Origin of the sequence: Leucobacter coleopterorum (assembly GCF_011382985.1) — a bacterium.
Taxonomy (GTDB): domain Bacteria; phylum Actinomycetota; class Actinomycetes; order Actinomycetales; family Microbacteriaceae; genus Leucobacter; species Leucobacter coleopterorum.
Map to the genome: position 1 here is coordinate 2,575,144 of NZ_CP049933.1, position 14,089 is coordinate 2,589,232.

Below are 14,089 nucleotides of genomic sequence, written 5' to 3' on the forward strand. Positions count from 1 at the left end.
GTACCCGTCAAGCAGAACTTAGTCCCAGCGGGTCGGATCCATGTCGCTGATAACATGGCGGATCGTGCCGGAGTAGGAGCGCATCACGATACTCTCTGCCCGCACGAACGGGCCACGACGCTGGACGCCCTCAACGAAGTCAGCGGAGGTGATTCCGGTCGCCACGAAGTAGGCGTTGTCGCTTGCGACCAGGTCGTTTGCCTCAAGCACACGAGTCAAGTCGTGTCCAGCGTCGATCGCGCGAGCACGCTCCTCATCATCCTTCGGCCACAGGCGCCCCTGAATGACGCCGCCGAGCGCCTTCACCGCGCACGCAGTGATGATGCCCTCGGGGGTGCCGCCGATCCCGACACACAGGTCGATGCGCGAATCCCAACGAGCTGCGTTCACGCCGCCGGCAACGTCGCCGTCCATGAGGAGTCGAGTGCCGGCACCCGCTGCGCGAATGTCGGTGATGAGCTGCTCATGGCGAGGACGGTCGAGCACAGCGACACGAATGTCTGAAACGTCGACGTTCTTAGCCTTCGCCAGCGCGCGGATGTTGTCACCAATGGGACGATCAATTTCGACAACGCCGACTCCCTCGGGTCCACACACGAGCTTGTCCATGTAGAACACGGCGGAGGGATCGTACATGCTGCCGCGGTCCGCGACCGCGATCACCGAGAGCGCACCGGGGCGCCCCTCTGCCGTCAGCCGCGTTCCGTCAATCGGGTCGACTGCAACGTCGCAGTCAGCACCCTCACCGTTGCCAACGACCTCACCGTTGTACAGCCAGGGAGCGTCGTCTTTCTCACCCTCGCCGATCACGACGGTCCCGTTCATGTTGACGGTGGAGAGAAAACGCCGCATCGCGTCGACAGCCGCGCCGTCGGCGGCGTTTTTGTCACCGCGTCCAATCCACGGGGTGGCACGCATTGCTGCTGCCTCGGTCGCGCGGACGAGTTCCATCGCGAGGTTACGGTCGGGCTGCCACTCGCCAAGCGAATTCGGTTCAGTCATACACACAACCCTACCGCGTAGACTTGACTACAAAGCGGCCTCGCGCCGAACAATCCATCGGCCTCGCGCCGAACCAATCACAGCGGCCATTCGCCGATCCGATCGACGCCAAGGAGCACACATGCCCGTCGCAACCCCGGAACAGTACGCAGCAATGCTCGACGCAGCGAAGTCGGGATCCTTCGCCTTCCCCGCGGTCAATGTTTCTAGCTCGCAGACCCTCAATGCAGCGCTGCAGGGATTCTCGGAGGCTGGATCCGACGGCATCATTCAGGTGAGCTTTGGTGGCGCCGACTACTTCGCTGGCCAGTCGGTCAGCAACCGTGTCGGCGGAGCGATCGCCTTCGCCAAGTACGCCGAAGAAGTTGCGAAGGCACACAACGTTACGGTCGCGCTGCACACCGACCACTGCCCAAAGCAACACCTCGACAACTTTGTGCTGCCGCTGATCGCGGCCAGCGAGGAGCGGGTCGCCCAGGGTGGCCTCCCCTACTTCCAGTCGCACATGTGGGACGGCTCGGCGATCCCCCTCGCCGAAAACCTCAGCATCGCAAAGGAGTTGCTGCCCCGTATGGCTGCTGCGCAGATGATCCTCGAGGTCGAGATCGGTGTTGTGGGCGGCGAAGAAGACGGCATCAGCCACGAGATCAATGACCAGCTCTACACGACCCTCGAAGACGCTGTCGCGACGGTCGAAGCACTCGGGCTCGGTGAGCAGGGCCGCTACATGACCGCCCTCACCTTCGGCAACGTGCACGGCGTCTACAAGCCGGGCAACGTGAAGCTGCGCCCAGAACTACTCGCCGAAATTCAGGCGGGTCTGCAGGCCAAGTACAGCACGGGTGAGAAGCCGCTCGACCTGGTGTTCCACGGAGGATCAGGTTCGTCCGCCGACGAGATCGCCGAGGCCGTGCGCAACGGTGTCATCAAGATGAACATCGACACCGACACTCAGTACGCCTTCACACGCCCGGTCGCCGACTTCATGCTCAAGAACTACGATGGTGTGCTGAAGATCGACGGCGAGGTTGGCAACAAGAAGATGTACGACCCCCGCGCCTACGGCAAAGCGGCGGAGAACGGCATGGCCGCCCGCATCGTCGAGGCTACACAGCAGCTCGGTTCCGCCGGCCGCTCGGTGAGCGCCTAATGTCGAATCTCTCTGAGGAAGAACCGCAGCCTGCGGCCGAAAATGCCGCTGAGTCTCCCTCGACTCGCCCGCAGCCAGCTTTCGGGGAGTACGCACCAGAGGGCTGGGAATGGAAGCCGGAGGGCGCGGACCAGGTTGCAGCCACAGATCCTCTCGCTGCACCAGCGGGTCGCCCCGAAAACGGTGCCATCGCTGGTGTTCCCCACAACCTTGGCGCAGCAAGTGGCGGTTCAGGATCGACCTCAGCCTCTGTCGACTCTGCCGTGCCGGGGACTCCCACAGGCTCTTCTGTACCCAGCGATCCCGCAGGTAGCACACCCGGCGATCCTGCGCCCTATCGAGCAAACCACCCTCCCGCCGCAGCTCCCTCGTACACAGCTGCGCCCTCGGTTACGGGAACTCCCTCTCGCATGGGAGATCGTGTCATGACGATTATCCTGCTGGGCATCGGCGTGTTTGGGGTCATTATCTGTTTCCAGACAATGATGGGCATGCACGCAAGTTTTGTGCTGATGGGCGAGGCTCTTGAGATCAAAGACTTTCAGGTTCCCTCGTGGATCGGAACACTGGGCACGGTAAGTGCGGTTGGGTTCCTCGCACTTTTTGCAGTGACGCTCATTTTCTCAATCCAGCGCATGCGGGCCCGAAAAATAGCGTTCTGGGTTCCGCTCACCGCGGGTGTTATTGCCGTTGTTGCAGTAATCGTGTTGATTATGGTGGCGATCTTTTCGTCACCGGACCTTATGGAAGCAGCGTCCGATCCCGGCGCCAATCAGAAGATCCTCGACTACATCTATTCGTCCACACCGTAGACGATGCTAAATAGGTAGGGCCACTCTAAACAGCGGTTTGGAGTGGCCCTACAACGTTCGTGCGTGAACGTCGGTGGGTGGCCGATGTTGTCGGAGCCCCGTTAGCGAACCCGCCCACCGAGCGCACGCTCGTCACGCTTACCATTAACGTCTTGACGCAATTCTTTGGGCAGCGAGAAGACGAGGTCTTCCTCAGCTGTGACGGTCGCTCGCACGTCGGAGTATCCGGCGTCAGCGAGGTCGTCGAGAAGTTCTTGCACAAGTACCTCAGGCACAGAAGCTCCACTCGTCACGCCGACCGTGCGCACGCCGTCGAGCCATTCCTGCTTGACCTCGTTTGCAAAGTCAACGCGGTAGGCAGCTTTCGCACCGTACTCAAGCGCGACCTCTTTCAGGCGCACCGAGTTCGAAGAGTTTGAGGATCCAACCACCAGCACCAAGTCAGCCTGCGGTGCAATCTTTTTGATCGCGACCTGACGGTTCTGGGTGGCGTAACAAATGTCGTCGCTCGGCGGGTCTTGCAAGTTCGGGAAACGCTCGCGCAGGCGCCGCACGGTCTCCATCGTCTCGTCGACCGAGAGTGTGGTCTGCGAGAGCCACACGAGCTTGTCGGGATCTTGCACCACGAGTGTGTCCACGTCTTCGGGTGAGTTGACGATGGTGATGTGATTGGGGCTTCACCAGCCGTACCCTCTACTTCTTCGTGCCCCTCATGACCAATCAACAGGATCTCCATGTCTTGCTTCGCGAAGCGCACTGCTTCGCGATGCACCTTGGTGACCAGCGGGCATGTTGCATCGATGGCGTGCAGGTGACGCTCTTCGGCAGCGGCCACCACCGCTGGTGAGACACCGTGGGCAGAGAACACAACGTTTGCGCCCTCAGGCACCTCGTCGACCTCTTCAACAAAAATCGCGCCCATATCTTCAAGGGTACGCACAACGTGCACATTATGAACGATCTGTTTGCGAACGTACACGGGGGCTCCGAATCGGTCGAGGGCCTTCTCAACCGCAACAACTGCGCGATCCACCCCGGCACAGTAACCGCGCGGGGCCGCAAGCAGCACCTGCTTGGCACCGTCAACGGGTAAATCTTTCAGGCGCCCGACCTCGCGACGCAGTCGCGGCATCGCGAGGCTCACAACGGGCGCACCAATGGTGCGCTGATTGTGTGCAGAATGCTTGTTTTCGGCCGTCTGGTCAGGCACTGCGTGCCGAGTATCACCCATGCACCCAGTTTACGCTGCGACCTCTGGGAGAGGCCGGACAGCCTAGGTTGACGCTGGCACGCCCGCCGTCTCATCCCGCGCGACCCCTTGCACCCACGTCTCACGAAAGTCCCCACCAATCCCAGAGTTTCTCGTTACGGGTAGTGTCGAAGCATGGCAGAAACGTCGAACGCCGCCTCGAACGCACCCGCAACCCGCGAGGCCCCGTGGCCGGTCGGAGTGATGAGCGAGAAGATCGCCGCCTGGATCGAGCGTCTCGGCATGGTGTGGATCGAGGGCGAGGTCACGCAGTGGCAGCTGAGAGGTGGTCACGTCTACGGCAAACTGAAGGACCTGACACAAGATGCAACCGTGAGCTTCACGGTGTGGCGCTCGGTGACGCAAAAGCTGACCAGCGAGTTTGCGCAGGGTGACCGTGTGATCGCACTGGTGAAGCCGAACTTTTGGGTGAAGGGCGGTTCGCTCACAGTGCAGGTCTTTGAGCTCTCGCACGTTGGTCTCGGCGAGTTGCTCGAGCGCTTGGAGCGGCTGCGTCGCCAGCTACAGCAGGAGGGGCTCTTCGATGCCTCACGTAAGCGTCCGCTGCCTTTCTTACCGAGGCGCATTGGCCTGGTCACGGGGCGTGACTCCGACGCGGAGAAAGACGTGATCCGCAACGCTACCCTTCGGTGGCCGGGGGTCCAGTTTAAGGCGCACTACGCATCGGTGCAGGGGGATCGCGCAGCGGTCGAGGTGACTGCGGGTATCGAGGCGTTGGATCAGGATCCCTCGGTTGACGTCATCATCGTGGCCCGCGGCGGCGGCGATTTCCAGAATCTGTTGCCCTTTAGCGACGAGCGCGTGGTGCGAGCTGCCGCCGCCGCCAACACACCGATCGTGAGCGCCATTGGCCACGAAGCAGATCGCCCACTGCTTGACGAGGTCGCCGATCTGCGCGCCTCCACGCCGACGGATGCGGCGAAGCGCGTGGTGCCCGATGTAGGTGAAGAACTCGCGGGGCTGGATCAGGCGCGGGCGCGCATGAGTTCCCGGCTGGGCCAATACCTGCAACACGAGACCGACCGTATTCTGCAGTTGCGCGGCCGTCCGGTGCTGGCCAACCCAAATCGATTCATCGATGAACGGGCAGAAGAACTCGTACGTTGGATCGCCAGAGGAAGCGAACTCGCGGATCGCAGCATTGACGATCGTGCCGTGGCCCTTACAGAGGCTCGCGCCCGCCTCAACGCACTCTCACCTCAAGCTACTTTGGAGCGCGGCTACGCGATCGCGCAGTTAGAGGATGGATCGGTACTGCTGGATCCTGAGAGGGCAACGGCGGGCACCGCGATTCGGCTCTCCCTTGCGGGCGGAAAGCTTGCCGCGCGGGCCGAGTGATGCGCCTCGTTTGCAATCCCTGCAAACCAGCCGGTGCTCACCGGTCAGCCGCCCAGTAGGCCACCCAGGCCTTACAACCGGCTGAGCTACAAGCACTGCTAACGTGTTCGCCAAAACAAATGAATCAAACGGAGGCACAGCATGACCCCCACTGAAGTTGTTGAGACGTTCTGGGCCTGCATGCAGGAGCGAGACTGGGCTGGCGTGCGGGGAACACTCGCGAACGACGTCGTTGTCGAGTGGCCCGAGACCAACGAGCGGTTTTTTGGCGCCGACGACGTCGTTGCGGTGAACAGGGAGTACCCAGAGGGCTGGGAAATACGTGTGCTTCGAATCGTGCAACAGGGAAATCTGGTCGTCGCAGAGGTGGAGGTGCCTCAGAAAGACGTCGGTGTTTTTCGAACCGCGGCCTTTATGGAGGTCATGAATGGCCTGATCACCAGATCTGTTGAGTATTGGGTGCAAGTAGGAGGCTCTGAGCCGCCTGCCTGGCGGAAAGACTTCGCAAGTCGCGCTGAAGTAGCTGACCGGCCCGGCCCCCAACACGGCCAGGTAGACTGATCCCCATGTCTGACGCCTTCCAGGATCCCGCCGAGCTCAGCTACGAGCAGGCACGCGACGAACTCGTGCAGGTGGTCGGCCGCCTTGAGCAGGGTGGCACCACACTCGAAGAGTCACTGCAGCTGTGGGAGCGTGGCGAGGCACTGGCTGCCCGCTGCGAGGAGTGGCTGCTGGGTGCCAGGCAGAGACTTGAGGCCGCCCGCCAGGGTGTGACTGGCGAAACCAACGAGGTTCAGAACTAGTCATGGCAAAGAAACAGAAACCTCCGGCGATCGTCGCAGAGCTCGGCCGCCCAGAAACCAAGGCTGAGACCGCAGCCCGTAAGGCCACCGACTCCTTCAACTATCGTCAGCGTAAGACCGTCAACAATCTGGTCTTTTCACTGATCGTTACCCTGGGCGTTGTACTCGTCATGTTCCTCGCAGTGCCGCAGGGTGTTGGCAAGTTCGAAGATCAGGCACTCGACGTCAAAACGCTAGCGGCCGAGGCCTCGCCGACCGCCGGACGAACGCTTGTTGCACCTGACGTACCCAAGGCATGGAAAGCGAAGCAGGCACGACTTCTGCAGTCTGACGACGTGAACTACTGGAAGATCACGTACACCACGGTCGATGAAGCAACGGGCCAAGAAGCCTTCGCCTCGGTTGTACAGGCGTTTACCTCCGACGGATCCCCTGTTGACGATGCTTGGGTTTCGGAGCAGTTTGAGCGGCAGGAGCCAACGGGCTCCGAGCAACTCGCCGGAATTGACTGGGTCGTCTTCGATCACCCAGAGGTCAGCCCAGACAACAGCAACGTTGTCTTCGCGCTCCAGGGAACGTGGAAGGGCGACTCGATCCTTATCTCTGGCACCGATACTCCGGCAACGCTGCGGCTTCTCGCGATTGATGCGATCAAGTCGCTCGAATCAGGCTCCACTGACACGGCCACTGAAACCAACCAGGAGACACTGTGACCGAACCCCGCGTAACTCCACAACAGGCATGGGACGCGCTCGAAGCAGGCAATGCGCGCTTCATTAAAGGCGGCCCCCAGCATCCTCGGCAGGATGTTGAGCGCCGCAACGAAATCGCGACCGTGCAGAAGCCCGATGCCGCGCTGTTCGGTTGCTCTGACTCACGTCTGGCTGCTGAGATTATCTTCGATGCTGGTCTGGGTGACCTCTTTGTCGCACGCAACATGGGTCACGTCGTTGCTGAATCGATCACGGCCTCAATGGAGTACGCCGTTGTGAATCTCGGGGCCGCCATTATCGTGGTGCTCGCACACGACTCCTGCGGAGCCGTCGCAGCTTCCATCAACCAGATGACAAAGGATCCATCGCCCGTGCCGGTTGCCGTTGGCAACACGCTCGAGCCGATCCTGCCCGCCGTGCAGCGGCTGTGGATGCGCGAGAACCGCAACACCCCTTACGTCGATAGCTCACTCATTGACGCCGACGCCGTTGGCCGCGTTCATCTCGACAACACGGTGAACGCGCTCCTGCGCAGTTCACGCATCATCAGCGACGCGGTCGCGAACGGCACCCTCGGTGTCGTTGGTTGCCAGTACCGTCTTGCTGAAGGTCGCGCTGTACCGGTGAGCGCCGTTGGACCGCTCGACATCGCTAACGACACAAAGCCCTCCCCCGTTATCTAATCCCAAACGTTGTACCCCGCCGTCATCCTGCGCGAAACCGCAGGACCCAACATCGAACCAAAGGATGATTGTGACTGAAGAAATCGAGTACCGCATCGAGCACGACACGATGGGTGAGGTTCGAGTACCGAAGAGTGCACTCTACGCCGCACAGACCCAGCGCGCCGTCGAGAACTTCCCCATTTCGGGCAAGGGCCTGGAGCCCGCGCAGATCATTGCCCTTGCTCGTATTAAGCGCGCAGCTGCAATTGCGAACGCCGAACTCGGGATCCTCGATGCCGACATCAGCAAGGCCATCGTTGCGGCGGCCGACGAGATCATCGGTGGCGCACACCACGACCAGTTCCCTGTCGACACTTACCAAACCGGTTCCGGTACTTCCTCGAACATGAATATGAACGAGGTGCTTGCTACCCTCGCAACGAAGCACCTCGGTGCACCGGTTCACCCAAACGACCACGTGAACGCTTCGCAGTCTTCGAACGACGTGTTCCCTACCTCGGTTCACATCGCCGTCACCGGCGCATTGATCGAGCAGTTGGTTCCGTCGCTCTCACACCTCGCCGAAGCGTTCGAAGCCAAGGCCGAACTGTGGAAGACTGCCGTCAAGCCGGGTCGCACGCACCTCATGGACGCTACCCCCGTCACGCTCGGACAGGAGTTCGGCGGCTTCGCAGCGCAGATTCGCTACGGCATCGAGCGAGTACAGGCTGCGCTCCCCGCGTCGCTGAGGTTCCCCAAGGCGGCACCGCTGTTGGAACCGGCATCAACACCCCGCTCGGCTTCCCCGAGAAGGTCATCGCTGAGATCGCTGCTTCCAGCGGCCTGCCGATCACCGAGGCTCGCGATCACTTCGAGGCTCAGGCAAACCGCGACGGTCTCGTTGAGGCTTCGGGCGCACTGCGCACCATCGCCGTGTCGCTCACCAAGATTAACAACGACCTGCGCTGGATGGCGTCAGGCCCCAACACGGGCCTCGGCGAGCTACACATCCCCGATCTGCAGCCCGGCTCCTCGATCATGCCCGGCAAGGTGAACCCCGTTGTTCCCGAGGCCGTGCTGATGGTGTGCGCGCGGGTGATCGGTAACGACGCGACCATCGCCTGGGGCGGCGCTTCGGGCTCGTTCGAGCTCAACGTGCAGATCCCCGTCATGGGCACCGCGCTGCTCGAGTCGATCCGTCTCATGTCGAACGCAACGCGAGTGCTGGCAGACAAGACCGTTGCTGGTCTCGAGGCCAACCTGGATCGCGCTGCGGCCCTGGCCGGCATGAGCCCGTCGACCGTTACCCCGCTGAACCGCCTCATCGGTTACGAGGCCGCCGCGAAGATCGCGAAGCACTCGGTCGCCAAGGGCATCACCGTGCGCGAGGCCGTGATCGATCTCGGTTACGTCGAGCGCGGTGAGGTCAGCGAGGCTGACCTCGACAAGGCCCTCGACCTGCTCTCGATGACCCACCCGGGCGTCGCGAAGTAGTCGCAAATCTGATCTACCTCGTTCGCGTGTCACGGATGTGTACTATAGCGGTTTTTAGTACATTTTCGTGACACGCGAATTTTTCGTAGAGGAGACGTCGAGCATGAACAGCTGGCAAGAACGCGTTGACGTAGTTTGGGGTGACGAAACCGCATCCGCCGACGAAGTTATCGCGCGGATCTCAGAGTTGGTCGCCGAGTTGTCCACTGATGATCCACGCGGACCATTTGAACTGGGTGGTGCTTATGACTCTGCGGGCCGCGAAGCGGAGGCCGCAGAGCAGTATGCCCGCGCCGTCGACCTGGGCCTCGGTGGCCCGGCTCGCGCCGAACTCGACATTCAGTACGCTTCGACCCTGCGCAATCTCGGCCGCTTCGAAGAGGCCGTTACTATGCTGCAGACCTCTGAGCGCGATCCCAACCTCGGTGCCTCACCCGACGCGTTTCTGGCTCTCGCGCTACACTCTGCCGGCAGGCCAAACGAGGCGCTCGCGGTCGCGTTAGAGGCCCTGATCCCTACCCTGCCCAGGTACCAAACTTCCCTGCGCAGCTACGTCGCGGAACTGCGAGCCTGATCGCCGCTACAGCGCATCAATCGGTCAGGAATCCGCGCACCGTCTTGGCAAGGGCCGACGCCGACGACGGATGAAACAGTCCGGCGAGCACGTCCCTGTACAGACGCGCAAGCTCGGAGTCGGCCTGGAAGCCCCGGGATCCGGCAAAGCGCATCGCCACCTCCACCGCGCGACGCGCCTCGTCGCAGACTTGGTTGCGCGCTGCGGCGAGCGCCAGAAACCAATCGTCTCGCTCCGCTAGACCATCGACGTCACGCGCCAGTAGCGTGAGCGCGTCGAGGGAGCGGCGATGATCCAGCACTGCCTCGGTCAGCCGCGTTGCAAGTTCGGGATCGTCGAGCCGGATACCCTCCCCACCCGCCGCAGCGCGATTCGCCGCCTGTCGTGCCAGTTCGAGTGCGCGATCCGCGATCCCGGCGTACACCGACGCGGTGAGAATCGAGAACGAGGAGAAAATCGCGAGCACAAGCGGGGCTCTGCCGTCGAAGGGTGCGATCCTCGCGGCGACATCTTCAGGCAGGATCCGAACCCCATCGAGCTTGGTGTTCCAGCTCTGGGTTGCACGCATGCCGAGTGGGTTCCAGGTGCCGGGGTGCTCGATGGTTCCCTCAGCGAGCTCTTCGTTGTCGCGACGCACAAACCCGAACACGAGGTAGGGGTCTTCCCCGGGCTCTTCGCAGCGTGCGTGCAACCCGAGCCGGGTCCACACGGGCGAGAGAGTGGTGAATACTTTGGTGCCCGTAATTCGAAATCCACCGTCTTGGGCAGGCGAGGCAACCGAGAAGGCGTCTAGCAGCACGGCTTCGTTGCCAGCCTCGGAGATACCAAAGGCAAACACCTCGCCGGCCACCGCGTCACGAAGCACCCAGTCGAGCGTGTCGATGCCCCGCTCGTGCAGGAAGCGAGCCACCTGCACCCAAACCAGGTGCATGTTCACTCCGAGCGCGGTCGCCGGAGCATATGAAGCAAGTCGGCGTTGGCACCGCACGAGGGTGTCGAGCGAGAGTCCCGCACCGCCCAGCTCACGAGGCACAGCAGCCGCGAGATAGCCTCTGTCACGCAGCTCAGCAAAGTCCTCAGTGAAGAACCGGTTGTCACCGTCGTAACCGGCGGCTCGCTCGCGAAACTGCTCGAGCATTGAGGTGGGCAAGATCTCTTCGGGCTTAGCTGAGTCACCCCTTCAGCCTACGCCCGCGATCCTGAGCCTGCTGTGGCTCACCGCGCTCACGAGTGCTCCGGTTTCCAACGAGCGCCCAGCTAGCCGACAGGTCGGTAGTCTGGCCGCTCGTCGGTAGTCTGGGCGCTCGTCGGGTTTACCTGCGCACCGTGGTGCAACAGCTACGGTGTATCAAGCAGCTCCGTGACCAGCGCCGCGATTTCACTGCGCTCGGACCTGGTCAGGGTCACATGACCAAACAGCGAGTGCCCCTTCAGCTTTTCGATCACCGCGGCAATACCGTCGTAGCGGCCGACCCTCAGGTTATCGCGCTGCGCGACATCGTGAGTCAGGATCACCCGAGAGTTTTGCCCGATCCTGCTTAGCATGGTGAGCAGCACTCCCCGCTCGAGCGACTGCGCCTCGTCAACGATCACAAACGCGTCGTGCAGCGAGCGTCCACGAATGTGGGTGAGCGGCAGCACCTCAATCATGTCTCGCGCGAGCACCTCGTCGAGCACATTCTCCGAGACGATCGAACCGAGTGTGTCGAAGACGGCCTGCGCCCACGGGTTCATCTTCTCTTGAGAGTCGCCTGGCAGGTAACCGAGCTCTTGCCCGCCCACCGCGTAGAGCGGCCGAAACACCATGATCTTGCGGTGTTGCCGCCGTTCAAGCACCGCCTCAAGACCTGCGGCGAGCGCGAGCGCTGATTTGCCGGTGCCTGCACTGCCGCCGAGCGACACGATCCCCACCCTGGTGTCGAGCAGCAGGTCAATGGCGAGTCGCTGCTCTGCGCTGCGACCGGTAAGCCCAAACACCTCGCGGTCCCCTCGCACAAGGTGCAGCGAGTTTTCTCCGTCCACCCGGCCGAGAGCGGATCCCCGGGCGAGGTCAGGATCAGCCCAGTCCCCAGAGGCAATGAAGCTACCTCGGGACATCTTCGAGCCGATCCTCCTCCCACAACACCCGCATCTGCTCTTCGTCGAGCTCAAGCGAGTCGGTTCCCGTGTAACTGTCGTCGCGCGCCATCTCTGCGCGATACTCCTCTGATCCGAGTCCCAGCGCGGCAGCTTTCAACCGCATCGGCAGATCCTTCGAAACAACCGTCACGTCGAGTCCCTCAGCCGCCAGGTTTTGCGCAACCGCCAAGATCCGGGTGTCGTTGTCCCCGAGCCGCATACCACTCGGCAGGGTGTCAACGCTGCTGTGGTTGAGCTCGACCCGAACGGTACCGCCTTCCTCGCCAACCGCAACAGGAATGTCGAGCCGCAAATGTTCGGCCCGCAGCTGATCAAGTATTCGCAGTGCCCGGCGAGCGAAGTATCCGATCTCGGGATCGTGCCGCTTTTTCTCCAGCTCCATCAGCACCACAACAGGTAGCACAACGGAGTGCTCAGCGAAGCGGAAGAGCGCCGCTGGATCGCTCAGAAGCACCGAAGTGTCAAGCACGTAACTGCGTTGCCCCTGATGAGCGTTGGTGGCGCGCTCTGAGTCGCCTGCGATACTGAACTTGGGTTTTTGGGTGTTGGCCACGATGGCTCCTTCGGCTGACCAAGGCTTCAGGTTGAAGCCCTGACGGCTTCAGCGGTTAACTCCCCCAAAGCGGTTGTTTGCCTTGAGTGACCCTCCCGCTCGTCGGGCACCCTGCCCGATACCACACACCGTACGCCGCAATCCCTGAGGCTTGTCTAGTGACACGCTCTGATTGTTATGAACGTCACACTTCAGTCACGTGAACAACACATTTCCAGAGCTTGCCAACAGATCACGCTTCGAGGCCAATGAACGCACACAATTCCGATATTCTTGGGACTGTGGCGCAGCAGCTGGGGATGCCTACACTGGCGGTCCCGGGTGCGAGCAGTGAGAATGGGTGAAGTTCATCCGTTCTCGGCGCGCAGTTAGATCGATCTCGTCTTCGAGCTCAACACAAACACAGTCCCTTCCGAAAGGTACGCACATGTTCTTCACCAAGCGTCGCGCTCGCGCGGCACTCATCGCGGGCGCCGCAGCTGCGGCTCTGCTACTCACCTCATGCGCCAGCGGCAACAGCGGGAGCGACAACGAGTCCAGCGACGCTGATGGCCCGAGCTTCATCTACATCACGAGCGATCCGATCGGCCAGAACGAGTTTCTGAAGTCGGGCAAGATCGGCATCGACAACGTCGCCGACGAGTTCGACGGCACCTCGAAGACCTACGAGTCCAAGGACGAGGCCACCCGCCGCGCCAACCTTGAGGCAGCGATCGCGGAGGCCCCCGAGGTTGTCGTGATGCTGGGCTTCCAGTTCCAAGACATCGCGAAGGAGCTCGCTGAGCAAAATCCTTCTCAGAAGTTCTTGCTAATCGACGCCGCTGTTGAGGGCGCTCCCGACAACCTCTACCAGGCAACCTTCCGAGAGCAGGAGCCTTCCTACCTGCTGGGTGTTGAGGCTGGCATGCTCACCAAGGCAAACAAGGTTGGATCGGTCATCTCGCTCGATATCCCGCTGCTCAAGAAGTACTCTGACGGCTTCGCCGAGGGGGCTAAGAGCGTGAACCCCAAGGTCAACGCGGTCGCACCCCAGGTCATCGGTGGCAGCGGCGACCCCTTCGCTGATCCCGCACGAGGTAAGGAGCAGGCGCTCGCGTTCGCAGCAACCGGTGTCGACCAGGTATTCGCAGTTGGTGCTGCCTCGAACGGTGGCATCATGGAGGCCGCCAAGGAGAAGGGCTTCTCAGCGTACGGTGTCGACGCAAACCAGTGCCCAATGGCTCCCGGTTTTGTGGTTGACGGCAGCATCAAGTCTGTCGACAAAGTCGTCGAGACCGTTGTTGGTGAGATCATGGACGGCAAGTCCGTCAAAGACGCGACCTCTTCGTTCGGCCTGAAGGAAGAGGGCATGACGATCGTCAGTCTCACCGACGGCGCGGCTGACTCGAAGTGCACCGTCATGGAGAACGCTGACGTGCTGAAGAAAGTCAAAGAGACCCGCGACGACATCGTGAGCGGCAAGATTAAGGTCACTGACCCCACTGCCGAATAGGCATTTCCGCCGGAGTCGCAGTATCCACTAGCCGTGGGTGCTGCGACTCCGGCGGTGTCGTAATCGTCTGGATTTATGAAGGAG

11 protein-coding genes and 3 pseudogenes are annotated in these 14,089 nt (G+C 61.7%); 10 read left to right on the top strand and 4 right to left on the bottom strand.

What is annotated here, in order from left to right:
- Positions 1-18 precede the first annotated feature (18 nt).
- On the bottom strand, positions 19-1,002 hold the full coding sequence (gene glpX / locus G7066_RS12075) for a class II fructose-bisphosphatase (RefSeq protein WP_166331367.1): 984 nt from the start codon (positions 1,000-1,002) through the stop codon (positions 19-21).
- Between the two features lie 121 nt (positions 1,003-1,123).
- Here glpX and fbaA point away from each other — a divergent pair, with 121 nt between their 5' ends.
- A complete protein-coding gene (gene fbaA, locus G7066_RS12080; protein WP_166331368.1) occupies positions 1,124-2,152 on the top strand; it encodes a class II fructose-bisphosphate aldolase in 1,029 nt (342 codons plus the stop codon).
- Positions 2,152-2,964: a DUF6264 family protein gene (locus G7066_RS12085; RefSeq protein ID WP_166331369.1), complete on the top strand. Its 813-nt coding sequence runs from the start codon at positions 2,152-2,154 to the stop codon at positions 2,962-2,964. Before fbaA ends, G7066_RS12085 begins: the two co-directional genes overlap by 1 nt.
- 101 nt (positions 2,965-3,065) lie before the next feature.
- Here G7066_RS12085 and G7066_RS12090 read toward each other — a convergent pair.
- A pseudogene (locus G7066_RS12090) lies at positions 3,066-4,096 on the bottom strand (4-hydroxy-3-methylbut-2-enyl diphosphate reductase).
- A 252-nt stretch (positions 4,097-4,348) separates the two neighbouring features.
- Here G7066_RS12090 and xseA point away from each other — a divergent pair.
- The 7 genes and pseudogenes from xseA (at position 4,349) to G7066_RS12125 (ending at position 9,821) form a co-directional block, all read left to right on the top strand.
- The gene (gene xseA, locus G7066_RS12095; RefSeq protein WP_166331370.1) at positions 4,349-5,572 is read left to right on the top strand and encodes an exodeoxyribonuclease VII large subunit; all 1,224 of its coding nucleotides are present in this window, start codon (positions 4,349-4,351) and stop codon (positions 5,570-5,572) included.
- 141 nt (positions 5,573-5,713) lie between these two features.
- Positions 5,714-6,133 carry a nuclear transport factor 2 family protein gene (locus tag G7066_RS12100; protein ID WP_166331371.1) on the top strand — a complete coding sequence of 140 codons (420 nt, stop codon included), beginning with the start codon at positions 5,714-5,716 and terminating at the stop codon, positions 6,131-6,133.
- Between the two features lie 5 nt (positions 6,134-6,138).
- Complete coding sequence (locus G7066_RS12105) at positions 6,139-6,375, top strand: exodeoxyribonuclease VII small subunit (protein ID WP_166331372.1); 237 nt, start codon at positions 6,139-6,141, stop codon at positions 6,373-6,375.
- 2 nt (positions 6,376-6,377) lie between these two features.
- Entirely contained in the window at positions 6,378-7,088 is a 711-nt protein-coding gene (locus G7066_RS12110; RefSeq protein WP_166331373.1) for a DUF4245 family protein, read from the top strand.
- The gene (locus tag G7066_RS12115) at positions 7,085-7,771 is read left to right on the top strand and encodes a carbonic anhydrase (RefSeq protein ID WP_166331374.1); all 687 of its coding nucleotides are present in this window, start codon (positions 7,085-7,087) and stop codon (positions 7,769-7,771) included. The genes G7066_RS12110 and G7066_RS12115 overlap by 4 nt, the downstream gene beginning before the upstream one ends.
- 64 nt (positions 7,772-7,835) lie before the next feature.
- Positions 7,836-9,247: pseudogene (locus G7066_RS12120) on the top strand (class II fumarate hydratase).
- Positions 9,248-9,350: 103 nt separating this feature from the next.
- Complete coding sequence (locus G7066_RS12125) at positions 9,351-9,821, top strand: tetratricopeptide repeat protein (protein ID WP_166331375.1); 471 nt, start codon at positions 9,351-9,353, stop codon at positions 9,819-9,821.
- Between the two features lie 16 nt (positions 9,822-9,837).
- On the opposite strand, the gene G7066_RS12130 is transcribed toward G7066_RS12125, so the two are convergent.
- Together G7066_RS12130 and phoH2 are read right to left on the bottom strand one after the other, a co-directional pair.
- Positions 9,838-10,959 (bottom strand): acyl-CoA dehydrogenase family protein, encoded by a 1,122-nt coding sequence (locus tag G7066_RS12130; RefSeq protein ID WP_166331376.1) that lies wholly within the window; start codon positions 10,957-10,959, stop codon positions 9,838-9,840.
- A gap of 200 nt (positions 10,960-11,159) precedes the next feature.
- Positions 11,160-12,483, bottom strand: a pseudogene (gene phoH2, locus G7066_RS12135) (RNA 5'-3' helicase PhoH2).
- A gap of 457 nt (positions 12,484-12,940) precedes the next feature.
- Here phoH2 and G7066_RS12140 point away from each other — a divergent pair.
- Complete coding sequence (locus tag G7066_RS12140) at positions 12,941-14,005, top strand: BMP family ABC transporter substrate-binding protein (protein WP_166331377.1); 1,065 nt, start codon at positions 12,941-12,943, stop codon at positions 14,003-14,005.
- Positions 14,006-14,089: the final 84 nt, after the last annotated feature.

Coding starts and splice junctions, on each gene's coding strand:
- glpX (WP_166331367.1), bottom strand. CDS start 1,002: ATGACTGAACCGAATTCGCTTGGCGAGTGGCAGCCCGACCGTAACCTC.
- G7066_RS12130 (WP_166331376.1), bottom strand. CDS start 10,959: ATGCTCGAGCAGTTTCGCGAGCGAGCCGCCGGTTACGACGGTGACAAC.
- G7066_RS12110 (WP_166331373.1), top strand. CDS start 6,378: ATGGCAAAGAAACAGAAACCTCCGGCGATCGTCGCAGAGCTCGGCCGC.
- fbaA (WP_166331368.1), top strand. CDS start 1,124: ATGCCCGTCGCAACCCCGGAACAGTACGCAGCAATGCTCGACGCAGCG.
- G7066_RS12085 (WP_166331369.1), top strand. CDS start 2,152: ATGTCGAATCTCTCTGAGGAAGAACCGCAGCCTGCGGCCGAAAATGCC.
- G7066_RS12125 (WP_166331375.1), top strand. CDS start 9,351: ATGAACAGCTGGCAAGAACGCGTTGACGTAGTTTGGGGTGACGAAACC.
- G7066_RS12100 (WP_166331371.1), top strand. CDS start 5,714: ATGACCCCCACTGAAGTTGTTGAGACGTTCTGGGCCTGCATGCAGGAG.
- xseA (WP_166331370.1), top strand. CDS start 4,349: ATGGCAGAAACGTCGAACGCCGCCTCGAACGCACCCGCAACCCGCGAG.
- G7066_RS12105 (WP_166331372.1), top strand. CDS start 6,139: ATGTCTGACGCCTTCCAGGATCCCGCCGAGCTCAGCTACGAGCAGGCA.
- G7066_RS12140 (WP_166331377.1), top strand. CDS start 12,941: ATGTTCTTCACCAAGCGTCGCGCTCGCGCGGCACTCATCGCGGGCGCC.